Raw genomic sequence first — 24,092 nt, 5'->3', positions numbered from 1 at the left:
TTGATTGGTGGGGAGGGCGGGTTTTGTTTTTGTTTTTGAGGTGACTATCTAATTGAGTCCCTAAACCCGCCCCTACAAATTGACCCTAAACTTAACCGCAACTCGCTGATTTTGTAATTCAGCCAGGGCGGTTTTAGCCCCAGAGAAGCGGTACTGTAAATCCGGTTCCAACATTGTCTCCAACCAATCAGCAAACGCTTCCGATATCTGCATCCGAAAACACCGGGAATCTGTCGTCAGATGATTGACAGGTAAATCAGCGGGAGAACGATGAGTGAGTAAAAATAACAACGTTGCACCTAACCCATATAAATCGGTAGCTGGAACCGCTTGTCCCAGGAATTGTTCGGGTGCCATATAGCCAAACGTTCCCACCACAGTATGACTTCTGGCTAAGGTACTGTAATAGGTAGTTTGTACCGCACCAAAATCCACAAGCATTATCTGCCCATTATCGCCTCGGATGATATGATCGGGTTTAATATCTCGATGAATTACAGGGGGTGTTTGCTGCTGTAAATAAACCAGGATGTCTAAGACTTGAATAGCAATCTGGCGAATTTCTGTTTCATTCCCCCGCCACCCGTTTTGCACTAATTCTGCTAGTGAGCATCCGGGGGCAAATTGTTGGATAATATAGAAGCTGCGATCGCGGGGTGTGTCGAGATGGAAATAATCTAGATACCGAGGAATCCCCGGATGATTCAGTTGAGCTAACACCTGCGCTTCTCGTTCAAACCGTTCAAGTGCTTTCCAGTCATGAATCTGGCGCAGTGATAAGGCTTTCAGGATAACTCGTTCCCCGGTTTCCCCGTCTTCGCCCAGATAGGTGATACCGCTCTCTCCCTGTGCCAAGGGTGCTAAAATACGATAACGTTTAGCGATCGTCTCGTCTAACGCTTGTAGTTTTTCCATCGCGGCGTAACCTGTAACCTGATTGATGGAGTCGTCGCATATTTGCTATGGCAATGACTCGCTCTATTCAGAGTATGCCCAAATTTGCCGCCAATTCTGTCACCTTCAGAGGATTTTAAGTCTATAATTTTACAAGCTAGGCGGTTGAAACCGCAGCTACACAAACGAAACCTGCCTAGCCTTTGGCAAGCTTCGCTAGCGCGGGTTCTATTTGTCCGCGCAGGCTTGTAGTGCGAGCATCTTGCTCGCTACTAATACCCAATTTAAATGCATGACAGCTTGTAGTGCGAGCATCTTGCTCGCTACTAATACCCAATTAGAATGAATGTCTGATGATCCGATCGCAAATATTTTTCTGAATCTCTACAGATGCATCGATACATGATTGAAACTATCCGATAATTATCTATCGCCCTTGTCTCTAAACAATGCCAGATAATCCCAACACGACTCAAGACACCGTACAACTGTCCCTAGCTGCTTTACAGGAACAGGAATTGCAGCGCCTGTACAACAGCTTACGTCAGGGACAACAACCGATGGCAGATTGGCAGGGAGGTTCTCTGGCGGTGTCGGCGGTACCCGGTGCGGGAAAGTCTACGGGAATGGCAGTCGCAGCGGCTATTGCGATCGCACGGTATCAACTTCATGGTAAACGACAATTAGTGGTGGTCACGTTTACGCGATCGGCGGCGGCTTCAATTAAGGGCAAAATTCGCGAGTATCTGAAGCCACTACGCTTACCCCAAAATAGTTTTGTGGTGTATACACTGCACGGATTAGCCCTCAATATTGCCAACCGCCATCCTGATTTATCTGGGATTAATTTAGATACGCTGACGGTTGTCACCCCGAATCAAACTCACCGCTTAATTCGGGCTTGTGTGGAACAGTGGATTGCCTCGAATCCGCGCCGCTATTCCCTATTATTGGAAGGGGTAAGTTTTGATGGGGAAGAAACGGAACGATTGCGGCGACAATCGGTATTGCGAACCGAAGTGCTACCGTCTTTAGCCTATACCGTGATTCACGAAGCCAAAAGTTCGGGACTATTACCCGAAGACTTATGGGTAATCAGTCAACAAACCAATGACCCTTATGACATATTAGCGATCGCGGCGGGATTATACGAACACTATCAACGAGTGACGCGATCGCGAGACTTTATTGATTATGATGATATGATTCTGGCAGCCTTGCGAGTGCTAGACGATAACACCGTGCGTCAACTCTGGCAACGACAATTTTTTGCCGTCTTTGAAGACGAAGCACAGGATTCCAGTCCCCTCCAATATCGCTTATTGCAAACTCTAGCCGCTGATCCGACTAATCCTTACACTCCCCTCAATTTAATCCGGGTGGGTGATCCCAATCAAGCGATTAACTCCACCTTTACTCCTGCTGACCCCATTTACTTTAATCGCTTTTGTACCCAATGCCAGGAACAACAGCGCCTTGCTACGATGGATCAAGCGGGTCGTAGTACACCGATTATTATTGATGCGGCTAATTTTATCCTCAATTGGGTAAATCAAACCTATACGCAAAACCAGGATGAATCCACTCGTCCTTTCCGCCCCCAAACCATCCACCCCGTACCCCCCGATGACCCCCAAACTGACGCCAATCCCCAGCCAGAGGGGAGAGGGTTAGAAATCTATCAACCCAGTGATATTTATCAAACGGTAGAACTTTTGGGACAACGGGTAATAGACCTATTCACCCGCAACCCAAACCATAACGCCGCCGTCTTAGTCCGAGAAAATCGCCAAGGTAATTTTATCGCCCAGAAACTCGACTATCTCAAGCGCCAGCATGGGATTGACGTGTATGATGTCCAAGGGAGCGATCGCCATTCACATATTCCCATAGAAATTCTGGCATTATTGCAATTTATCGACCGTCCCCATTCTCCCGACTACCTAAAAGCCGCATTAGACGTTCTAGTTAAACGCCAACTGATTCCCACCCAAGACTTAAACGCCCTCGCCACCTATCCCGAACAATTCCTCTATCCCGGACCCCTTGACCCCCATCCCACGCCCGCAGTCAGTCAAGCCGCCAGATACTGTCGCAGTCTATTACGGGCGCGTCTAGAACTACCCCATTACCAGCTTATTTCCTTTTTAGCCCTCACCTTAAAATACGACCAATCCGAACTCGCCACAGCCGATAAACTCGCCGAACGAGTAGTCAAACAAACCTATAGTAGCAGCGCCATGCCTGCTACCTTAGCCGCATTAAGTGAAATTGTCTCCTCGGAACGGTTTGAACCCGTCGAAACCGAAGACGCCGACTCCCGCTATCTACGTCGCCGTCAACTGACAATTATCACCATGCACAAAGCCAAGGGATTAGACTGGGACTACGTATTTCTCCCCTTTCTCCACGAAGACACCATTCCCGGTAATCCTTGGATACCCACCGCCGCCCAATTCTTAGGCGATTTTACCCTAGCTGAAGTCGCCCGGGCGCAAATTCGCGCCAGTTTGCACGAACACCCTTTACCCACCGCCTTAGAAGCCTGGGAGAAAGCCGGACAACTCAAAACCGCCGAAGAATATCGGTTATTATACGTCGCCATGACCCGCGCCAAACGACTCTTATGGATATCAGCGGCACAAAAAGGACCCTTTCGCTGGAATACCTTTAGTGGACAAGCCTCAGACAACTTACAGATAAAAAAGCCTTGTCCCGTGTTACCGGTATTAAGTCGTCGCTTCCCCGATTCAGTGGTTTCTCTCGCGACGAGGGTGATATAAAGATTATCAACTCAGCCGATACACTGAAAGCCAAACAACTCATTCAAGAAATTCATCAGCAATTTAATCAGAATGACTCGATTTCTGGCAAGGCGACGGTAACGTCAACCAGTAATCCGCATCTGGAAATTAAAACTCAATATTTAGTAATTACTGATATGAGATAGGAAAAAGTCATGTTCAACATTAATTTCTATGGGGAAAATGGACAATCTTCTCAAAGTATTCGGATGGGAGAAGATTTTTATCAGTGGTTAGCCTATTCAGACTTTGCTCAAGTCGGGCGTTCTAAAATGACCACAATTTGTCTTGATGGAGAAAAAGTAGAGCTACCACTAATTCATTTATCCAGCACCACAAGAAGTATGTTTGCTGCCTGTTTCAATGAAATGATATTGAAAGAAACAGCAGCCATGTTAGTAGATTTAGAGAAAACCCTCTCAAAAGAAATATTAGGAGAAAGAACGTATCGATTAAAAAAACTTTTGGAACTCTTAGATTGCTGTAAAAATAGTAGTTTTGCTTACTTGCAGAGGGAGTAGTACTATTAAATTTTAGTCCTTAACTTAACCTGAAAATATTCATGAGTGATTACATTTCGCATATCAGTCATAAGTCGCCAAGGAATGTCAGGAGTACGATTCTGAATGTCTGGCGGCACATTTCTCGCGGCTTCACCAATAACCACAAACTTGTAAAGAATCGAATCAAATAGCATTTCATCAGTGGAAAATTCCTCAAACGTTATTCCGGCTGTTCGTTGCTGAATACTCGAAATTGCCTGCAAAATATCTTGAACTCGCAGTTGCCAACGTCTAGAAGACACGAATCACATCCTCCAAAACAGGTTCACGCAAATGCTCTCGCAACGCATCTTGAGTCCCCAAATCGACAGGACAGCCTAAAATATCTTCTAGATAAAGCCGGATGCGACTAAAACCAAATAATCCTATCGGTTGAGAAAATTCGACCAGAAAATCCACATCACTATCGGTTCTCGCTTCATCCCGCGCCACAGAACCAAACAACTCCAATGACTTGACACCAAGTTCTTGAAGTTTCAATTGATGAGCTTTAACAATCGCTAACACATCCTCTCGTTTCACCGTTATCCCCCCACTCATTCAGCCAATACAACCGATAAAAATTACCATTTCATCTTTACCTTTAACCGGAATTGTACCTTATTCTTTAAACGAATGCTTGCCCACTATAGCTAGGGGCTGCTGAATAAGTGTTGTGGTGAGGGGGAGCTCTTGAAGCTGGGGAAGCCAATGTAGAGACGTGCCATGGCACGTCTGGGAGCTGGGGGAGCAAGGGTACATTTTTCCTGAGCAATGGTGCGTTACGCTCCGCTAACGCACCCTACTGTCGTGACCCACCTTAATTGTGACTTTATAAAAATGCTAAAACCCTTACCTGACAAGGCTTGACGCTAATTTCCTATTGCACCATTTTAGCTGGGTCACGCCACTACTGGCGTGACCGGGTTAAAATAGGACTTTGTTTGTAGTAAGCACTTTAGTGCTTTAACGCCTAGCTGGAGAGGGCTAAAGCCCTCACTACGAACCAAATCTATTTCACCATTTTAGGTGGGTCACGCCACTACAATTTATCCTTTCAACTTTTTGCCTAAAAGTTGGTTGGTTAATTTGGGATTTGCCCGTCCATTGGTTTCCTTCATCACCTGTCCGACAAAAAACCCTTGCAGCTTGGTTTTACCGTTGCGATACTGTTCCAATTTCTTGGGATTAGCAGCAATCACGTCATCAATGATGGCTTCGAGTTGGGTGACATCAGAGATTTGAATCAGTCCCCGACTTTCAGCTATTTCCTTGGCTGAACCGCCTTTTGATAGGAGTTCCGGGAGGATTTCTTTGGCGATTTTGCCGCTAATCGTATCATCTTCAATCAACTGAATTAGTTCTGCCAAAACTAACGGTTTGATCGCAATTTCTGTAATCGCCAGTTTCTCCGTATTCAGATAAGCAGCAATATCTCCCATCACCCAGTTTGCCACTTGTTTAGGATTGGCATTTGCAGTTACAGCGGCTTCAAAATATTCCGCAACCAGTTTATCTTCAGTTAATACGCGGGCATCATAGGCAGAAAGCCCGAATTTCTCTTCATAATGATGCCGTTTCTCGGCGGGAAGTTCGGGGAGTTCACTGCGCCATTGGTCTAATTGTTCTTTGGAGACTTCAATCGGGGGTAAGTCGGGTTCGGGGAAGTAGCGGTAATCGCTAGACCCTTCTTTAATTCGCATACTAATCGTGCGTTGACTTCCTTCTTCCCAGAGGCGGGTTTCTTGAACTATCGGTTCCCCAGTTGCAATGGCTTCGATTTGCCGTTCGATTTCGTAGTCAATGGCTTTTTGAATGGCGTTAAAGGAGTTCATGTTTTTAATTTCAACTTTCACGCCAAATTCTTTTTGACCAACGGGGCGCACGGAGATATTCACGTCACAGCGTAGGGAACCTTCCTGCATATTGCCATCGCTGATACCCAGGTAACGCATAATCCGGCGCAATTCTTGGGCATATTCGGCGGCTTCTTTGCCAGAACGCAAGTCGGGTTCTGAGACAATTTCTAGGAGGGGGATACCTGCGCGGTTGAAATCGACGAGGGAGTAGGTGGAACCGGAGAGTCCATCACTTCCCGCATGGACGAGTTTTCCGGCGTCTTCTTCCATGTGCAAGCGGGTGATGCCAATTTTTTTGTCAATGGGGTTTCCGTCGTCATCGATGAGTTCGATTTCTAACCAGCCATGTTCGGCGATGGGGAGGTCATATTGAGAGATTTGATAGTTTTTGGGTAAGTCGGGATAAAAGTATTGTTTGCGGTCAAATTTACTATAGGGGGCGATTTGGCAATTGAGGGATAATCCAGCTTTGACGGCGGATTCTAGGACTTTTTGATTGAGAACCGGTAGCACTCCGGGAAGTCCCATGCATATCGGGTCAATGTTGGTGTTGGGGGGAGTGCCGAATTCTGTGGAGGAGTGGGAGAATATTTTGGTGGCGGTGTTGAGTTGACAGTGGGTTTCTAGACCGATGATGGCTTCGTATTTGGTTTTGGCGGGTGCTGCGGTGGTCATAGGTGTTTCGTTGTCATAGTTTTGGTCTATTTTAGCGTGGGGGTGAGGGGGTGAGGGGTTAAGGGATTTTTGTTGGTGGCGGGATTGTTTTTTAACGCAGAGGGGCGCAGAGGGAAAGCGCAGAGGTCAAGAGAGGGGTGGGCGAGGGTGGGATGTGGAGTAAGGTGAGTATTGATGGTACTGTACTATTTGTCTAGCTAAGTTATAAAACAAATAGGATGCAAATATCGGAACGCCAAATGCACCGAGTTCGATGGGTGCTGACCATTGGTTGGTTGTTACTAATTCTTTCGTTGTTCTATGACCCTTTCTCTCCTGGATTAACCACTCCTGACAATACAATTAGTCCTTTAAGAATTGACCCTACTATTTGTGTCAATGTTCAGGGAACTTGTATAGAAGAGAGTCCTTATGCCTTGGGAGCGCCTATTTTTTGGGGCATAATTGTCCCCACCGCTATTTTCATTTTGTTGGTATTTGGACATGAATTATGGCGTCGGATATGTCCATTGTCATTTCTGTCCCAAATTCCTCGCGCTTTGGGATGGCAACGGAAACAACGACTAGTTCATCCTCAAACTGGGAAAGTACGCTATCAGGGAGTAAAAGTGACTCAAAATTCCTGGTTAGGTCGGAATCATTTGTATCTCCAATTTGGACTATTTTATCTAGGATTATGTAGCAGAATTTTGTTCGTCAATTCCGATCGCACAGCCTTGGCAATTTTTTTATTAACAACTATTGTCGGGGCAATTGTAGTGGGCTACCTCTATGAGGGTAAATCCTGGTGTCAGTATTTCTGTCCCATGGCTCCGGTGCAAAAAATTTATGCTGAACCTAGAGGATTGTTGACAAGAACAGCTCATGAAGAAGAGCGCCAAAAGATTACGCAATCGATGTGTCGCACCCTAAACAAAAAAGGCGAAGAACAGAGTGCTTGTGTGGCTTGTCAGAGTCCCTGTATTGATATTGATGCGGAGCGTTCCTACTGGGAAACGATTATGCAACCGCAACAACAGTGGCTCTACTACGGTTATGTCGGATTGGTCTTGGGTTACTTCATTTATTATTATCTTTATGCCGGGAATTGGGACTACTATTTCTCTGGCGTTTGGGCGCATCAAGAAAATCAGCTAGCTACATTAATGAGTCCAGGATTTTATCTGGTAAATCAGCCAATTCCCCTGCCTAAGTTAGTCGCTGTTCCGCTGACATTAGCCGCATTTGCATTTGCCGGATCTAGCATAGGAAGTCGTATAGAAAAACGCTATAATGCGGTTCAGCGACGCCAGCAGCAACCCCTAAGTCAAGAACTAATCCGTCACCGGATGTTTACCCTTTGTACGTTCTTTGTCTTTAATCTATTCTTTGTCTTTGCCGGACGAAATTTTATCGGGTTGTTACCTGCACCGATACAATATTTATTTCCACTACTTATTGCCATCTGTAGTACGCTATGGCTCTACCGTACATGGCAACGCCATCCCCACCGCTACCGCCAAGAAAGTCTAGCTAGCCGACTGCGGCGACAGCTCAGTAAATTAAACTTAGATATCTCAAGTTTTTTAGAAGGGCGATCGCTCGATTCTCTAAATGCTGATGAAGTTTATGTTTTAGCTAAGATTTTGCCAAATTTTACCAAGGAAAAACGGCTTCAGGCTTATAAAGGAATTTTGACAGAAGCTATTAATGAAGGGTATGCTGACATTTCAAGCAGTTTGAATATTCTTCAACCCATGCGGCGGGAACTCGATATTTCTGAGGCGGAACATCAGCAGATTTTAACAGAGCTTGGAGTTGAAGCTCCTAATCTGCTTGATCCGCAAAACCACAGGAGTCGTGAAGATTGGTGGCGTCAAGAAAGTTATCGTGAAGCCATCTTGACGCTCATTCTGGAGTTTTCCCAGAATCATCCAGAGCAACACTTAGTCACCGAGTTAGCTGAAGTGATTAATGGTAAAAAGCCGATGACTGATTTGGAGACGTTACTCAAGCAATTATCGAAACGTGAATCAAAAAGCATTGAGCAGGCTCGCCAAGATTACGGGGTTACCACAACGGAGGAAGCTGAGATTATTAAACAAACTGATCCGCATCAGTTGTGGCGCATGATCAGCTATACTTTTGATTCATTCAAACATTTAGACGAAGACGAGCGCCTAATGGCATATTTTCGGCTTTTGGACAAGGATGAGTCAGGTTACATTAGTGGCGAAGAATTAGAAGTTTGTTTGCGAGAGATTAATTCCCAAGTTACTCACGCTGAAATTGAGGCAATGCTGAAGCTAGCCGACACAAACCGCGATCGCCAAATTAGTTATGAGGAGTTTAGGGAAATTTTGCATCTTCTAGACTAGCTATGATCAATTACTACAAAGTTAAATCGGGCGCACGTCAATGCGCCCCTACAGTTTCTGGATGTAATTTTAATTGATCAAATTAGGTTGATTACGCCATTACATACAAAGGTTACATACTCTAATCGCTGCGATTATGGGGATTTTTTCAGCAGTTTGATGACGGTTTCGTCCCGTTCTAGCTTATTTTTGAGTAGGGGGGCGGTTGGACGTGCGATCGCGCTGATTGCAGCGATGATTGGGTCGAGGTTTATCGGGATCACGGCGGCGAATTCTTTTTTAATGGGGTGGTGCGGATTTAATCATGATAAATCCGGATCTAACTTGTCACTAATGATCAACCCTCCACAATCACCCGATCGAGAGTGTGGCGAATAATCTCCCGTTGTTGGGCATCATATTGCCAACGTTCCAGAAACGCCTTATACTCTCCTTCTCCAGTTATGGCACTTTCCCGTAACGCCACTACTTTTTCCTGCACTTGAGGTAGATTAATTTGTTCAATTAAATGGATTGTTCGTATTCGCACTCGATCCGATCCTTGCGCCAAGTCTTCATTCTGATTCCGCCGGTGGGTAATCGCCATCGCAGCGGACATGGCTAAGTTTTTCACCAACAGTTCAGCGACGGTATCCGGTGAGGATTGCAGGGCTTGAATTACCTCTGGCGAGGGAGTATCCGCTAAACTGTTGTCAGCGGTGAGGTAGGTGACAAAGAACCCTCTAGCACCATTTGTGGTTTTCACCAATTGGGCGATCGCACCCGCCGCGTCTACTTGGGAGAGTTCACCGGATGACAGTTGCGTCATCAGCGACTGAGTGAGTGCGATCGCGTCGTCAAAGGTCACATCGTCTGGAATATCCACCTGATTCCGTCTCGTAATAAAATGCTAGTCAAGTTATCTTGATCGAAAATTAATCCTAATGCAAGCACTTTGGCTGGAAAACAATCAACTGCAACTCCGCCACGATATCCCCATTCCGCAGCCACCACCGGGGGAAGCCTTGGTACGAGTTGTCCAGGCGGGTATCTGTAACACGGATTTGGAATTAATTCGAGGCTATTATCCTTATAAGGGTATTTTAGGTCATGAGTTCGTCGGTGTTGTCGAACAAGGACCGACTGAGTTACAGGGACAACGAGTTGTTGGCGAGATTAACGCCGTCTGTGGGCAATGTCACTATTGTCAACGTGGACAATCAACCCACTGCGAAAACCGCACGGTATTGGGAATTGCCAACCGCCATGGGGCGTTTGCCGACTATCTTAGTTTACCAATAGAGAATTTGCATCGAGTCCCCGATAATTTACCCACAGATTTAGCTACCTTTACCGAACCCGTCGCCGCCGCCTTGGAAATTCAGCAGCAAGTCATGGTGAGTTCGACGGAACGAGTGTTGGTGGTGGGCGATGGGAAACTGGGACAATTAGTCGCCCAAACCCTTGCCCTAACCGGATGTGACTTGTTTGTGGTGGGGCGTCATCGGCATAAGTTGGCAAATTTATCGGCACGGGGGATTAATGTGGGATTCGCCGATGCGATCGCCAAACGAGCGTTTGATATTGCGGTTGAGTGTACCGGGAATCCGGCTGGATTTGAACTCGCCCGCCGCGCTTTGCGTCCACGAGGTATTTTAGTGCTTAAAAGTACCTACGCGGGTCAGTTAACCTTTGATGCATCATCTCTGGTTGTAGACGAAATTACCCTAATTGGGTCGCGTTGTGGTCCTTTTGCCCCCGCCTTGGAGTTACTGGCGTCAGGACGGGTGGATGTGGAACCGCTGATTCAGGGTCATTATCCGTTACGAGAGGGACTTAAAGCCGTTGAACAGGCAAAAAGTAAGGGCGTGTTGAAGGTTTTATTGGATATGAGTGATCAGTAGTTTGCCATTGGTCATTGGTTTTTTGTCATTGGTTATACTCGCTATTATCGAGGAAATATGCCGGATTAGGGACTGATTTTACCCATCCTGGTGAAATAACCTTTACGGGCTACGAAAGTTAAAAAGCCTTTGATGGAATTGACACCCACGACACAACCGTGACGCTGCCGATTTTTCCCAATTCCCAAAACATGGTAGAATTTGCGAACAATTTGGATCGATATTTAGCCGGGAGTGATGAGTTATTTGGCTTCGCGATCGCGGGTCATGGGTTATATACTTGGGGAAACACGATTCAGGCGGCGAAACGTCATGTTGAAGCCTGGTAATTTCTGTTCGAGTGCCGTTTATTGGAGTTAAGGATTGGATGAGTGTTACCCTAACCGATGTCAAGTCTATTTTGTTGGATATTGAAGGCACAACCTCTGATATTCAATTTGTCCATAAGGTGATGTTTCCTTACTCTAGAGAACGGTTGGAACAGTTTGTTTTAAGCCATCAGAATTTAGACGAGGTGGTTGAGGCGATTAACCTGACTCAGCAGACGGTTAAAGCTGAACAAGGACAAGAGATTGATTTAGAGGGCGCGATCGCCACTTTACTCCACTGGATTGATCGCGATCGCAAACACCCCGCCCTGAAATCGATTCAAGGACTAATTTGGAAAGAGGGATTCGAGACAGAGGCATTTAAATCACATCTTTACCCTGATGTCAAGCCAAAGTTAGAAGAATGGGCGCGATCGGGGTTAAAATTAGGCATATATTCATCGGGTTCGATGGCGACTCAAAAAATGTTCTTCAGCCACACAGTCGAAGGAGATTTAACCCCACTCTTTTCTAACTATTTCGATTTAACCACGGGGAGTAAAAAAGAAGCGATGAGTTACGAACAGATTATCGAGCTTTTAGGATTAGCGCCCAATAAAATTGTCTTCTTTTCCGACGTTCCCGCCGAATTAGTCGCAGCGCGAGAGAAAGGGTTACGAGTGGTTCATGTCAAGCGCGAGGGAACCGCATCTTGGTCTGACGTACCCGAAGTAGAATCGTTTCAAGAGATATCGTTTGTCTCCTAAGTTAGATGCCAGGAAATAAATTTCCGGCTGAAAGCTTAAGTAAGCTAAAGCTTACTCTATTAAACGCTTTGAACCCTTTCCTATAGTTGCTGTCTTCTTCCTTGTGCCTTTATTCCTGCTGTATCATCCACACCAAAAAGGCTAAAATTTGCTCAACGGGTGGGAGGGGATAAACGATTAAGTCAATTGTGACAGTAGTGGCTTCCAGTTTGAGAAATTGCCATTGGTTACCATTACTAACTGTACCATAGATACAGGGAAGCGGTTTTTCCTTAGCGATATTAAATTTCTGGGCAGCCACCATTTCCGCCACACATTGACCAATTCCCGATTTAAGGTTAGCTTGTTTCGCCTCCACAATCACAACCGCCGGGGCTTCAATGTCTAAAAGTTCGGGGGAACGACTGATCAGGAAGTCACAACGCCCATTAAGTCCCAGTGATTCATCGACGTTAAAGTCTTCGCCAGAAAATAAACTAATTTGACGGTTTAAAATGCGCCGCACTTCCACTAAAACTGGGCTAATAATTAATTCAGATCTGGCTTTTTCACTCCCTGTAGCCACGGCGAGAGGGAGATTTTCGTCCAGAATGGCGGCTAAGGTAGAACTGGGTTGAATTGGGTCAATTTCCGGCAAAAATCTAATCCCTTCTACTGTCGTGAGATTGAAGGCTTCTTTGGCTTTAGCAAGAGTCGTGAATTGACTGTATGGCATGATTTTCTTATCTAATCAAATCCGTTCATACCTCAGAACGTAGGTAAATCCAAAACAAAGCCAGGACAGGGCGACCCGATCGCATTGAATGGAATGGTGTTGTTGATTAAACCAAGCGGGTCGCCCCTACAGGAAAATTATCGGGGTTTGGGTTGTGGTATCCGGGAAGGGTAAAGGGTCTATGGTTGCTTGATCTTATCTATATAGTAAGACCCGATCGCCCAATCGTATCTATCCTGATCTAAGCCACGCGATCGCACGTTTCCCCCTTATCCCCTAACTTCTTCCCACTCCCAGGAAGACGGGGAAGCATCACTCCCAAGTCTAGTCTGCACCTGTTTATTTCCACCACCCGACTGAGATAAGCAAAACTTTTAGTTTTTACGCTTAGGTTTTAATCATTTAAAGTTAATCAAATTTAACAGGGCAGAAAACGTCACGGGTCAATCCTGATTTGATCGGGGTTTGAGGTTGTAGTACAATGTTAACTTAATCCTGTATTGTGTTATTTTTATGGCAATTTTTTAACCTTAAACGCTTCAAACCCTTATAAATACGTTATTTTATCCCGTATCGCTGCGGCAAACTTGAAACACGACAAGCATCTTACATTACCCAATTTTCTCGACTCAGACCGAGGCGAATTTGACAAACAACCATTTTTATGCATCTGAGTTTTAATCAAAAAGGGACAACTGGGGGAATAGGAATGCAACTCAGCAGGAGTTAGAGGAAGTGCGATCGCATAAGACACAGATCACCGAATCTCTGCTTAAGCCAACAAATTGAGGAACCAGTGACTGGATGGGAGGGAAGAAATAGGGCGCGATCGCACCGTGACTCAACCCAAATAATTCTCTTTATACAGTTGCGCGGTCTTCGCTTTAAATTGAGGACAGGGCGACCCGATCGCATTGAATAGAGTAGTGTTGTCAATTAAACCAAGCGGTCGCCCCTACAAGAAGGAATTTGACAAAAGTACATTCAGTTATCCCTGTTTGACTGGTAGGGCATCACCGATCCTTTTAGGTCGGTGAGAATGTCAACGATATCCTGCATCAGACGTTTTATCAGGATAAACGGTTAACCAACTGTTTCCGAAACACCAGCCATTTTCCCATAGCCTCAGAATTAGAGTCTACCCCTTTCTGCAATAAAATCACCCCATCCTCAAACCCAATAATGCCATACTCCTGCTTTGCCGTTACCTGATCAATGAGCGATACTAGCGACTTCAAGAGTCCTCGTTCCTGATCAAAAGCTACCTGATACTGCTTTAACCGCCAAAGATCAGCAATCATATAGTCTACATTAATAACCTCTTGCTGATCATTACGTAACCTTAAATCCGGTAAGCGGATAATTTCACGGCGACTAGAGAGATGAGGAATAATATAAGTTGTCGCCGAAACACTAGCATCTGGTGGAATTTGAGCAACTAAAGGGCGCATGGCTTGCACATGGTTCCACTGTTGGGGTAATGAGATATGTACCCACGGATCAAAGGAATCCGGTAGCATAAAATAAAAGGCACGATTTAACGCCGAAGCGCTAGATGTATAGGAAAAAATAAGCGTTAAAGTAATACAAAAAATCCAAAAATATCGAAACAGCGATCGCTTATATAAATCTTGATGCTTTGACCACCAGAGAATCGCCCCATAAAACAACCCTGGCACCACCGTCATTGCATAGCGAATATTAATTGCCAGTACCGATTCTCCCTTACCTAAAAATAACTTAAGTAAAGGAAATCCCGCTATCATCCAAGAGGCGGGTGAAATCGCTGGCACAAATGCCAACGGTAACCATTGCCCCAATAAATAATTCAACGTGCGACCAAAGGGTGTCACTAATTCCACCAACACCCGCCCCGGATTACTCACCATTCCCCAGATAATTTCTAACGTAGACGCCTCATCCCCTGAAGCATATTGACCGAATCGTTCCATCATAAACCGCTGGGAAATATCCTCAGAAAATAACGGCATAACTAGATTCGTCAGTAGAATTATATAGCCAAAACTTAAGCTACAAACCACTAACCCAATCCTGGGATAGCGCCGACTTAGGATTAGGTAGACTCCCACACCAAATAATCCAATTCCCGCATCTTCGCGCACGGCTAGAAGTAACACGGCTAATACCCAAAACAGCCACCAGCAGCGTTTTTCCATCGCTAGCAGCAGTCCAAAAACCAATAGGGGAATCTGGGAAATATCGTGAAAGTTCGATAACGTTGGACCAATAACCGCATTCGCACAGTAAAAGCTAACTGTAATCATCCCAGCTAATGGTGGTTCTAAATACTCTCGTGCGAGAACATACAGAACTAAACCCGCCACCGTGACGAATGTTACCTGCAATACAGTTAACGTGGCGGGTGTAGGAAATAACGCATACAGGGGTAACCAAAGTAACAACGCTGGCGTAAAATGTTGTCCCAACCGATGATAATCAACCCTAGGAACCTCCCCCTGATGAACCACATTCGTTGAAAGTTGCGAGGATAAGGAACTCTCAAAAAAACGTCCGTGCAGGTTATTCCAGAAGACTTGATTAAAAATACCTTGGTCGTAGGACGAGTAAAAAGTATAGTGTCGATGTAAGCCTAAAATTAAAGCCACACAAAAAAAAGCAAGTGCCGCCGTAATCGCTAACTTTGATAGAGATACCTGAGAAAATTTAAATCGCATCATAGTATGTCCGGCTGTATAATTTGTCTATCATACCCGTAGTTATTTCCCAGAGAACATTATCCTAACGAAGGACAAAGGACAAAGGACTCCTTAATTTTGCTACCATAGCGGGAGTCCCCTTGCTGATTGTAAGATGATCAAGAGAATTTCCTTAAGATTAGGCTTGTTGAGTGGCATCCTATTCACCGGCAATCCCGTTAATGCTGATATACCCCTAACTCCAGTCTCCACTGCATCCTCAACGGTTCCCCAAACCCTTTCCCAAGCCTCCACCTCTACCAATATCAAGCTGTTACTCGAAGACTTACCTGAGGGGTTCCAGGAACTTCCCCCCGAATTAACCGCCTCACTTGCCTCTCAATTTAGACTGTTAACCCAGCAATTCCAAGAAGCCAACCTGAACCCAGAAAATTTATTCGCCTTTGTCAATCCCGAAAGCTTCCAAATTGTTCTAGGATTTACCAGTCCCCTTAGCGAACAAGATTGGGTCAACTTTGATACTAATGTACAGCAGTTACAACAACCCGAAATTCAACAGTTACTGGTTAGCCAACTGAAGCAACGATTGCAAGGGATGGGAGAAATCAATGTTTTGGAATACAAACCCCTCCCAGAATTGAATAACGTGGCGGATACTTCAACAGGCTTTACCTTAGGCATCGATATGGAAGGAACCCCTCTACAATTAGACATGGCAACCTTTCGTCGAGGTGGAATGGTTGCATTTACAGGGGTAATGTACGTAAATGGACAAATGCCATTAATTCAAGTTGGCGATGTTGCCCAAAAGCTTGATAGTCGTATTGTCCAACGTTCGGCGCAATCTTATCCTGCTGGTTTAGCAAACCATCAGTTTTAAATCCCAAACCGACAATGTAGATTATATACCCACCTGGCGTCTATGTAGGGGCGGGTTTAACGACTATCTTTCTGGTTGCACACAAAATGTGACTAAACCCGCCCGGATTAGGTATAGCACTACTATTGCCTATTGCCTATTGCCTAGCGCTATATCATCGTTCAATTCTCTCCCGAATCCACTTCCGAAAAGCTCTTAAAGCAGCACTTGAACCTTGCGTTAAACTCATTTGGACAAATTGTGAAACCCCCTCAATCATCGGGAAATTCTCAAAAGTAGGACTTAAAGAAGATTCAACATAATTACCCGCTTGCAGTACATTAATTTTTAAAGTTCCCTGATAAAACTGCCATAACTCCGGCACTCCCAAAGCCGCATAAGCACTCAGTTGTGTTTTGGAAGTAACATCAACCTCAATCGCTAAATCCGGGGGTGGATCTACAGTTAAATCTAATCGTCTTTTGCCAATCATTAAACGATGATTTTGAATATAAAAACAATTATCTGGCTCAATTCCTGCTGCCATATCCTGGCGCTTGAACGTCGTTGAACCGTAACATTCGCGGTCAACCTCCAATTCTTCTAGCAAAATCTTTACCATGTCACCAATAATTTCTTTATCAAACTCATGTTCTGGTAATGGCATCCTAATTTCTAATTGACTGTGATAGTAAGCTACTCTAGTCGCTCGTTTTTCACCAAGTTCTTGCAAAATATCCTCGAATTTTGACCAGTTTACATCAGTCAAAATAATCCGCTGTCCTAGAGGAACACTTAACTGTTTGAGTTGTAATGTTACCATTTATAGTTACCTTTGGGTTATGTTTGTACGAACATCCCATCTGGACTCAGCTTCAGAGAAGGGAGTTGTAAATACACGCCTAGCGACCTGCTATACCACAACCCGTTCCCTATCCGCCCAAGTCGCAAACCACTATATTTTTTTATACAAAATCCCCCGGTAGCTATCAATAGCTTACCGGGAGAGACTCAGCATTTTCTGTTTGATTTCAATTGTAGATTCAAGGACACCAATAAAAAATCCGTAAAATTCAGTAATTTCCTGTTTCTAGTTTCCATAAATCGTCAAAAATACGGGTTGACAATGGGTTATGGCAATGCTATGCAAGAATACTTAAATAACTCTTTAACAAAGGACATAAGACATAAGACATAAGACATAAGACCAATAACCCTTACCGCTCAAAACTGTAGATTTTTTGCGTGGTTAAATGCTCAAATACGCGGGAGGGACACTGACTCAATGAGTACATTTGCCGATCAAGCTGAACTTGTAAACTAAGCAAGGGATCGACCCCAGTAGACACTAGAAATTCTAGGCGTCCCAGTTGCGACCAAGTGCTGAGTGTATCTAAGATTTTCGCGATCGCAACGCAGTAAGGATGATTACTATCCTTGTACCAGTCTGGTTCTGCCAGATTAGCTTGATCAAAGCCCAGGTGAACAATTAAGGACGGTTTCCCAAACAGTGCGATCGCCACCGGACGGGCTTCTTCCTGTAACAATAGGTTATGGCTTGCTGCTAAATGTCGCAGCTTTTCCAGTCGTTCATACCGTTCTGTCACCGGTTGAGGCGCATCTAACCACTGAATTCCCACGGTAACTAAATAGGTTTGTAGCAACAGATGTCCCAGTTTCTGTGCCTTGGTTGCTAAATAGATCGAATTATAGTCATTGGATTCAATCAACAGGGGAACCCGATCAACCACTTCAATCCCATATCCCCTTAATCCAGCAATCTTACGCGGATTATTGGTAATCAGGCGAATTTTTTTGACGCCAATATCATTAAGCATCTGCGCCCCCATCCCATAGTTACGCAGATCCGCCGGAAATCCCAAGCGTTCATTCGCTTCCACCGTATCCAATCCCATATCCTGGAGGGAATAGGCTTTCAACTTATTCACCAAACCAATCCCGCGTCCCTCTTGGCGCAAATACACCAGCACCCCTTGACCCGCCGCCTCAATCATTTTTAACGCGGCTTCCAGTTGCTGACGACAATCACAGCGTAGGGAACCCAAAGCATCTCCCGTGAGACATTCTGAGTGCATCCGTACCATCACCGGTTGGTCTTGGAACGTGTCCGGATCACCCTTGACAATTGCCACATGTTCTGTTTTGTCCAAGGTATTGCGATAGCCATAAATTTTAAACGTGCCGAACTCTGTCGGCAATTTAGCCACCGTTTCCCGGTAGACAAAGCGATCGTGTTCCAGGCGATAACTAATTAAATCGGCAATGCTAATCAGTTTAAGATTATGCTGCTTGGCATACTGAATCAACTGCGGCAAACGCGCCATCGACCCATCGGGATTTTGGATCTCACAGATCACCCCGGCTGGGTATAAACCTGCCAATCGCGGTAAATCCACCGCCGCCTCCGTATGACCCGCCCGTTTGAGGACACCTCCTTCTCTGGCGCGGATTGGGAAAATATGACCCGGACGTCGTAAATCACAGGGTTTAGTGTGGGGATTAATCGCAATTTGGATCGTTCGCGCCCGATCTTCTGCCGAGATCCCTGTTGTCACGCCCAGATGGGATGCTGCATCAATACTAATCGTGAACGCGGTTTGATTGCTATCGGTATTTTTGGTAACCATCAACGGCAAATCGAGGGCATCGAGGCGTTCTCCCATCAGCGCCAGACAAATCAAGCCCCTGGCTTCCACCGCCATGAAATTAATCATATCCGGTGTAGCAAATTGGGCAGCGCAAATTACGTCCCCTTCGTTCTCCCGGTTTTCATCGTCAACCACAACCAAAGCGCGACCGGCTTTGAGATCGGCTAGGGCTTCATCTATCGAGTTGAATTCAAACAAAACAGTTTCAGGCGATTCCACGTCAAAAGCGCGAGTGCTAGACCGTTACATAAGATTTACCCAAAGTTGTCCACAAGTGGACATCCTTAGCGCTTATTTCCTGCTTCACTCTGGCGGTGACGGCACTCAACCAGTCCACAGGCTTTCCACCACCTAACTGGCGGCTATCTCTCTCACCTACCTAGCTGTGGTTTTTGGCTGGATAGGTATACCAATAAAGTATACATACTCTTGGAGGACCGATTCTATCAGGACAAATCTCTACCCAATTTTGGGCAACAATACGTCTCTACAACCCCCTCTCCCTCATCTGTGACTGCTTCAATGCGGCTTTCGCTTGCTGCCAAAGCTGTTCTAATTCATCAAGGCTATACTCAGACAAGGAACGAGTCGCGATCGCTTCCATACCCGACAGACGCTGGATAAACCGTTGGTTGGTGTCTTGCAGCGCTGTGGCTGGGTCAAGATCATACCAACGGGCGACATTAATTAGTGTAAACAATAAGTCCCCCAGTTCTGCCTGCTGCTCCTCTTTCCCTTCCTGGGCAATTGCCTGATGGAATTCCGCTAATTCTTCATCAAATTTTGCCCAAACCCCATCCACATCATTCCATTCAAACCCAGCGGCGGCGGCTTTCTGAGACATTTTCATCCCTGCCATTAAGGGGGGGAGTTTCCGGGCGTATCCCTGGAGTTTGCGACTCAACCGTTGTGCCTCGGCTGGGGTTTCCCCTTTTTCAGCGGCTTTGATTTGCTCCCAATTGTAACGGACTTCTTCGGCATCTTGCACATTGACATCACCGAAGACGTGAGGATGACGACGGATCAGTTTTTCGGTAATGCCATCCGCCACCTCTTTGAGGGTAAAGTCACCGACTTCGGCGGCTATTTGGGCTTGTAAGACGACCTGAAGCAGTAAATCGCCCAATTCTTCGGCAATGGCTTGGGGATTGCCACTGCGAATCGCATCCACCACTTCATAAGCTTCTTCGATCACATAAGGGGTCAACGTCTCCGGCGTTTGGGCAAGATCCCAAGGACACCCCCCATCGGGCGATCGCAACTGGGCAACCACGTCGATAAGCTGTTGTAGGGCAGCTAATACCGAGGCTTGAGGGGAGGTTTGGGCAGCGTCTGGGGAATTGGACATCAGGGGCTATTCAACAACCACTTAACTATTCTTAACGAGATTGTCAATTTGTGCCAATCGATGAGGGTAGATCAAGGGTGTCGGGTGTCGGGGTGACAGCTTGTTGCTGCAATGAATGGATTGGTGTTCGAGGATGTAAAAATCTCGGTTAAGCTGAAGGGAAAATCTGCCCAGCCGTTTCATCGGTTACCTATGAATCTAACTATTTTTGATCACAAACTCCGCATTGAACTGGAATGGTACGAGCAACTTTGGGCGTTCACCTTAGATAAAGTGTGGGAAATCCCTCTCAACCATATTATCAGTGTCTCTACTGATGAACCTCCTAGCAGTTGGACAGAAATTCGCGCCCCCGGTACAGCGTTACCGGGAGTGATTAAGGCGGGAACCTACTACAGTTCTAGAGGGAAAGAATTTTGGTATGTGACTCGCGATCGCAATTACCTGGTGCTAGGGCTACAGGATGAACCCTACCAGAAAATTGTCCTAACCTTAGACCAGAATGACTTTTGGGCAGAACGCATTCAGCAAGCACAAGCGTCATCGATTTGAGGATAAATTCTGTTCCCTGTTCTCTGTTCCCTGTTCCCCAAACTTAAATTTATTTTGGCGAATAAAGCCAGCTTTGATATTCAGGATTAGTGTCTTTCATATCTTCATAAAGCCAGACCATGCGATCCAGAAACCATAGTTTCCCGGCATAGATTAGCGCTGCGCCAAACAGCGTGATCCAAAGGTCAAGTTCAATGACGCCCCACGCCACAAATCCTGTACCAATTGCTGCTACTGTAGTGAGGATATTGGGCATAGTTTGATGTCGGGCGGGGACAGGGATTTGATTTCGATTCATCCAAACCCGTTCGCCAAACACGGCTTTAGATGCCCAATTATCAGTTGTTTCCGGTTGGGTAAATAGGCGTGGGTTTACCCAATTCCAAAGTAATGCCACTGCAACCCAAAGCAAAGACCACCAACCCAGCCAAACTCGACTCCAAATGGCTAGAATGAGCAAAGGTAGAACTGTGTTGCGTGTCCAGACACTCCAAGGATTAGCATGACGTGTCCATGTGGCGTCATCCATCTGAAACAGTTGAGAAATTTTGTTTTCTAAGGTCATAGTAGTGATAAAATAGTCAGATAAAGTTAAAGTTAATAGTTGAGATTAGGAACAGGGAACAGGAAACAGTAAGGGTTTGAGGTTTGTTAATATTTCTTAGTACAGCCTACAGGATTTATGTCCAGCTACCGAGTTGCCAATATCAGTAAAAACATGGACGATTCATTTTTTTATATCTAGAGTTTACTGTAAATTACATCACTCAGTAGGATGATAATCTGAAGTTACCGGGTAAGTCTTGTAGAAGAAGCGCAACCTAAAGTGCTGGCAAGTCCTTGGGATACTATCCACGTTTTAACTGAGATAAGCTGTCACGCATTTAAATTGGGAATGGGTAGCGAGCAAGATGCAAAGCCTGCGGCATGGCTTCGCTAAAGCCTGCGGCAAGGATTTCGTCTAGATGGCATCACCTTACTCAGGAAAAATGTACCCTAGCTCCCCCAGCTTCCCCAGCTCCCCTGAACCGAGCCTCAAGTTTATCGACGTGAGGTTCGCTTACGTTTGGTGGATTTACGGCGCGGCTTTTGCTTTTGACGCTGGTAGCGCTTGTAGGTGGAACTCGTCCAATCACTGATGGAGTGGATGATAGCGCCGAGTTCTAAGCCGATAAATAAGGCAATCCAGTGGGCTTGATAATCGAGGAGCGATCGCGTGATTTGTTGTTTCAACTCTTCCCCAGTCCAGGGTACAGCCTGGAATAAGTACATAATCACTAATCCGATTCCCGCTAGGGCGATGATCCAACTCCCCAGATAAAGGATACGAATTGTCGTCCCCAGGATAAAGCCGTGGGAAAAAATAGAGCGGTGGCGCATTACCTTTTGGTACGGTAGCCAAATCCAGCGTAGCCACCCCCAGCGTTTAAAGGGGCGTGAGTAGAGATCTAAGTCGGGACTGAACATGAGTCCACTAAAAAAAAAGCCTCCAGATACGATCAGGGTTAAGTCCCCATTCCTAGTCATGATGCGGGTTGCAGCAGTTATAAGGGGGAGACTCCATAAGGTAATGCGATCGTGTATTTGACCAGAGGGCATATTTTTGGTAATTTCGTGTTAACCTAAGTAAGTATGTTACATACACGGGCGGTTAGCTCAGCGGTAGAGCGCCTGCCTTACAAGCAGGATGTCACTGGTTCGAATCCAGTACTGCCCATTTTTTTTGTACAGCACTTGTAGGGGCTTGGTTACCAAGCCCCTACTTGATGGGAAGCTGGTGTACCGTTTTGATATAATCGCCTAACTTACACACCCAGTTTTCATGTCACAAGCGTGTATTTTAGCTCACTTGAGTCACACATCCTCTGTGCCGAACCTGATCACCTCTGAACCCACGTTAAGCACGGTTTTAATCGGGATTGCGATCGCGTTTGGATTCGGTGCGGTTCATGCACTGTCCCCTGGACATGGTAAAACCCTCGTCAGTGCCTATTTTATTGGCTCTCAAGGCACACCACAACAGGCTGTTTTACTCGGATTAACGATAACCTTTACCCATACGCTGAGTATTTTTCTCTTGGGTGCGATCGCGCTGTTTGCGTCTCAATACGTTTTGCCTGAACAATCCTATCCGGTGCTGAGTTTCGTGAGCGGGTTAACCATTGGTATCGTCGGATTGAGCCTGCTGAGAAAGCGGCTGCATTCCCATTCCCATCCCCATTCACACACACACGCCCACTCACCCACTAGCCTTTCATCTCTGGTTAAATTAGGGATTGCGGGGGGATTAATTCCTTGTCCATCTGCATTGGTGATGTTATTGAGTGCTGTGGCTCTGCACCAGATCAGCTATGGGCTATTTCTGGTGGGCGGGTTTAGTCTGGGGTTAGCATCAGTGTTAGTTATTTTGGGTGTCGTCGCCATTTATGCTCGCCAGTGGCTGGAGCGATTGCCACAAACGGATCAAGTGTTGCAGAAGTTATCCATTTTGAGTGCGATCGTGATCATGGTCATTGGCTTTGGTATAACTGTTGTTTCAGTCACTACCTCGTTATGAGGCAAAATCAATCACAACCTTTTCAGAGATATCAAATGAAAGTAAAACAGTTCTTTGTTGTCCTACTGGTACTTGTCAGTCTTTTGGGCTTTCCTAGAGAAGCGTTCGCCCATGGTGTAGAAACAAACTATAACTTAAACATTAAGTCCCTGGAACTTCAATCGCTGTTCAGCACAGGGGAAGCGTTTAAAGATGCGCCTGTGATTGTCCATCCTCCTGCGGGTTCAGACTATGCGCCGATCGAAGGAAGAACAAACGAACAAGGGATGTTTGTTTTTGAACCCGACTACTCCGTCAGTGGAGAGTGGGAGGTGGAGATTGGTGAGGACAGTCATTGGGATATGTTAACGATTCCGGTGAGCGATCGCGGAATTGATATCGAGGCGATCAGCCAGATTCAGGAGGATCATCCTCACCATCATCACTATCTTGCCAGTCAAATTATTGTCGTGGTGCTTGCCATTGGTTGTGGCATTGGTAGTCAATTTATCAATAAATTCAAGAATTAGCCTCCTAGGGGCGCACAGACGTGCATCCGTGTCAACTTAAGCTCAACCCCTCACCCCCAGCCCCTCTCCCACTCTGGGGAGAGGGGAGCAAGAGAGTCTAGTTCCCCTTCTCCCAT

At 45.7% G+C, this 24,092-nt stretch carries 24 protein-coding genes and 1 tRNA gene; 12 read left to right on the top strand and 13 right to left on the bottom strand.

Features of this window, described 5'->3' with window-relative positions; all coding sequences use genetic code 11:
- Positions 1-72: 72 nt before the first annotated feature.
- Positions 73-915: a serine/threonine protein kinase gene (locus MC7420_RS29890; RefSeq protein ID WP_006105482.1), complete on the bottom strand. Its 843-nt coding sequence runs from the start codon at positions 913-915 to the stop codon at positions 73-75.
- Positions 916-1,343: 428 nt separating this feature from the next.
- Between MC7420_RS29890 and MC7420_RS29885 the strand changes: the two genes are divergently transcribed.
- From MC7420_RS29885 to MC7420_RS29880, 3 genes are read left to right on the top strand one after another with little or no spacing between them, the layout of a single operon-like run.
- Positions 1,344-3,677 carry an ATP-dependent helicase gene (locus MC7420_RS29885; RefSeq protein WP_006105374.1) on the top strand — a complete coding sequence of 778 codons (2,334 nt, stop codon included), beginning with the start codon at positions 1,344-1,346 and terminating at the stop codon, positions 3,675-3,677.
- Entirely contained in the window at positions 3,605-3,844 is a 240-nt protein-coding gene (locus MC7420_RS40690) for a hypothetical protein (protein WP_157453387.1), read from the top strand. The genes MC7420_RS29885 and MC7420_RS40690 overlap by 73 nt, the downstream gene beginning before the upstream one ends.
- A gap of 9 nt (positions 3,845-3,853) precedes the next feature.
- Positions 3,854-4,219, top strand: coding sequence for a hypothetical protein (locus tag MC7420_RS29880; RefSeq protein ID WP_006105387.1), 366 nt, complete (start codon positions 3,854-3,856; stop codon positions 4,217-4,219).
- Positions 4,220-4,224: 5 nt separating this feature from the next.
- Here MC7420_RS29880 and MC7420_RS29875 read toward each other — a convergent pair whose 3' ends face one another.
- From MC7420_RS29875 to gatB, 3 genes are all read right to left on the bottom strand, one after another.
- The gene (locus MC7420_RS29875; RefSeq protein ID WP_006105471.1) at positions 4,225-4,503 is read right to left on the bottom strand and encodes a HepT-like ribonuclease domain-containing protein; all 279 of its coding nucleotides are present in this window, start codon (positions 4,501-4,503) and stop codon (positions 4,225-4,227) included.
- A complete protein-coding gene (locus MC7420_RS29870) occupies positions 4,493-4,783 on the bottom strand; it encodes a nucleotidyltransferase family protein (RefSeq protein WP_044210625.1) in 291 nt (96 codons plus the stop codon). The genes MC7420_RS29875 and MC7420_RS29870 overlap by 11 nt, the downstream gene beginning before the upstream one ends.
- A 506-nt stretch (positions 4,784-5,289) precedes the next feature.
- Positions 5,290-6,774: an Asp-tRNA(Asn)/Glu-tRNA(Gln) amidotransferase subunit GatB gene (gene gatB, locus MC7420_RS29865; protein ID WP_006105433.1), complete on the bottom strand. Its 1,485-nt coding sequence runs from the start codon at positions 6,772-6,774 to the stop codon at positions 5,290-5,292.
- Between the two features lie 218 nt (positions 6,775-6,992).
- Here gatB and MC7420_RS29860 point away from each other — a divergent pair, with 218 nt between their 5' ends.
- A complete protein-coding gene (locus MC7420_RS29860; RefSeq protein ID WP_006105450.1) occupies positions 6,993-9,131 on the top strand; it encodes an EF-hand domain-containing protein in 2,139 nt (712 codons plus the stop codon).
- A 134-nt stretch (positions 9,132-9,265) separates the two neighbouring features.
- Here the strand turns inward: MC7420_RS29860 and MC7420_RS43580 are convergent, their stop codons facing one another.
- Together MC7420_RS43580 and MC7420_RS29855 are read right to left on the bottom strand one after the other, a co-directional pair.
- Positions 9,266-9,394 carry a hypothetical protein gene (locus MC7420_RS43580; protein ID WP_006105472.1) on the bottom strand — a complete coding sequence of 43 codons (129 nt, stop codon included), beginning with the start codon at positions 9,392-9,394 and terminating at the stop codon, positions 9,266-9,268.
- A 74-nt stretch (positions 9,395-9,468) separates the two neighbouring features.
- Positions 9,469-9,996, bottom strand: coding sequence for a hypothetical protein (locus tag MC7420_RS29855; RefSeq protein WP_006105477.1), 528 nt, complete (start codon positions 9,994-9,996; stop codon positions 9,469-9,471).
- A gap of 58 nt (positions 9,997-10,054) precedes the next feature.
- On the opposite strand from MC7420_RS29855, the gene MC7420_RS29850 reads away from it, so the two are divergent.
- The 3 genes from MC7420_RS29850 to mtnC all read left to right on the top strand — a co-directional run bounded on the left by MC7420_RS29850 (position 10,055) and on the right by mtnC (position 12,089).
- Positions 10,055-11,014 (top strand): MDR/zinc-dependent alcohol dehydrogenase-like family protein, encoded by a 960-nt coding sequence (locus MC7420_RS29850; RefSeq protein ID WP_006105405.1) that lies wholly within the window; start codon positions 10,055-10,057, stop codon positions 11,012-11,014.
- A 158-nt stretch (positions 11,015-11,172) separates the two neighbouring features.
- On the top strand, positions 11,173-11,343 hold the full coding sequence (locus MC7420_RS40685) for a class II aldolase/adducin family protein (RefSeq protein WP_006105442.1): 171 nt from the start codon (positions 11,173-11,175) through the stop codon (positions 11,341-11,343).
- A 38-nt stretch (positions 11,344-11,381) separates the two neighbouring features.
- Positions 11,382-12,089: an acireductone synthase gene (mtnC, locus tag MC7420_RS29840; protein WP_006105392.1), complete on the top strand. Its 708-nt coding sequence runs from the start codon at positions 11,382-11,384 to the stop codon at positions 12,087-12,089.
- 109 nt (positions 12,090-12,198) lie between these two features.
- Here mtnC and MC7420_RS29835 read toward each other — a convergent pair whose 3' ends face one another.
- Entirely contained in the window at positions 12,199-12,804 is a 606-nt protein-coding gene (locus tag MC7420_RS29835) for a hypothetical protein (RefSeq protein WP_006105385.1), read from the bottom strand.
- A gap of 1,070 nt (positions 12,805-13,874) precedes the next feature.
- On the bottom strand, positions 13,875-15,500 hold the full coding sequence (locus MC7420_RS29830) for a DUF2079 domain-containing protein (RefSeq protein WP_006105375.1): 1,626 nt from the start codon (positions 15,498-15,500) through the stop codon (positions 13,875-13,877).
- A gap of 136 nt (positions 15,501-15,636) precedes the next feature.
- Between MC7420_RS29830 and MC7420_RS29825 the strand changes: the two genes are divergently transcribed.
- Entirely contained in the window at positions 15,637-16,362 is a 726-nt protein-coding gene (locus MC7420_RS29825; protein WP_044210587.1) for a hypothetical protein, read from the top strand.
- 154 nt (positions 16,363-16,516) lie between these two features.
- Here MC7420_RS29825 and MC7420_RS29820 read toward each other — a convergent pair whose 3' ends face one another.
- The 3 genes from MC7420_RS29820 to mazG all read right to left on the bottom strand — a co-directional run bounded on the left by MC7420_RS29820 (position 16,517) and on the right by mazG (position 20,358).
- Positions 16,517-17,164: a Uma2 family endonuclease gene (locus MC7420_RS29820; RefSeq protein WP_006105369.1), complete on the bottom strand. Its 648-nt coding sequence runs from the start codon at positions 17,162-17,164 to the stop codon at positions 16,517-16,519.
- Positions 17,165-17,558: 394 nt separating this feature from the next.
- The gene (gene ribBA / locus MC7420_RS29815; protein WP_044210584.1) at positions 17,559-19,229 is read right to left on the bottom strand and encodes a bifunctional 3,4-dihydroxy-2-butanone-4-phosphate synthase/GTP cyclohydrolase II; all 1,671 of its coding nucleotides are present in this window, start codon (positions 19,227-19,229) and stop codon (positions 17,559-17,561) included.
- 268 nt (positions 19,230-19,497) lie between these two features.
- Entirely contained in the window at positions 19,498-20,358 is an 861-nt protein-coding gene (mazG, locus tag MC7420_RS29810) for a nucleoside triphosphate pyrophosphohydrolase (protein WP_006105428.1), read from the bottom strand.
- A gap of 192 nt (positions 20,359-20,550) precedes the next feature.
- Between mazG and MC7420_RS29805 the strand changes: the two genes are divergently transcribed.
- Entirely contained in the window at positions 20,551-20,910 is a 360-nt protein-coding gene (locus MC7420_RS29805; RefSeq protein ID WP_044210622.1) for a hypothetical protein, read from the top strand.
- A gap of 49 nt (positions 20,911-20,959) precedes the next feature.
- Here the strand turns inward: MC7420_RS29805 and MC7420_RS29800 are convergent, their stop codons facing one another.
- Both MC7420_RS29800 and MC7420_RS29795 read right to left on the bottom strand, forming a co-directional pair.
- Entirely contained in the window at positions 20,960-21,475 is a 516-nt protein-coding gene (locus tag MC7420_RS29800) for a DUF6653 family protein (RefSeq protein ID WP_006105424.1), read from the bottom strand.
- A gap of 476 nt (positions 21,476-21,951) precedes the next feature.
- Positions 21,952-22,509, bottom strand: coding sequence for a metal-binding protein (locus MC7420_RS29795; protein ID WP_044210582.1), 558 nt, complete (start codon positions 22,507-22,509; stop codon positions 21,952-21,954).
- A 46-nt stretch (positions 22,510-22,555) separates the two neighbouring features.
- On the opposite strand from MC7420_RS29795, the gene MC7420_RS29790 reads away from it, so the two are divergent.
- The 3 genes from MC7420_RS29790 to MC7420_RS29780 all read left to right on the top strand — a co-directional run bounded on the left by MC7420_RS29790 (position 22,556) and on the right by MC7420_RS29780 (position 23,976).
- Positions 22,556-22,627 (top strand) — tRNA-Val (locus MC7420_RS29790).
- A 105-nt stretch (positions 22,628-22,732) separates the two neighbouring features.
- Entirely contained in the window at positions 22,733-23,467 is a 735-nt protein-coding gene (locus tag MC7420_RS29785) for a nickel/cobalt transporter (RefSeq protein WP_044210580.1), read from the top strand.
- A gap of 35 nt (positions 23,468-23,502) precedes the next feature.
- Entirely contained in the window at positions 23,503-23,976 is a 474-nt protein-coding gene (locus MC7420_RS29780; RefSeq protein WP_006105407.1) for a hypothetical protein, read from the top strand.
- Positions 23,977-24,092: the final 116 nt, after the last annotated feature.

This window comes from Coleofasciculus chthonoplastes PCC 7420 (genome assembly GCF_000155555.1).
Classification (GTDB): Bacteria; Cyanobacteriota; Cyanobacteriia; order Cyanobacteriales; family Coleofasciculaceae; genus Coleofasciculus; species Coleofasciculus chthonoplastes_A.
This window is presented reverse-complemented; position numbering and strand designations above follow the sequence as displayed.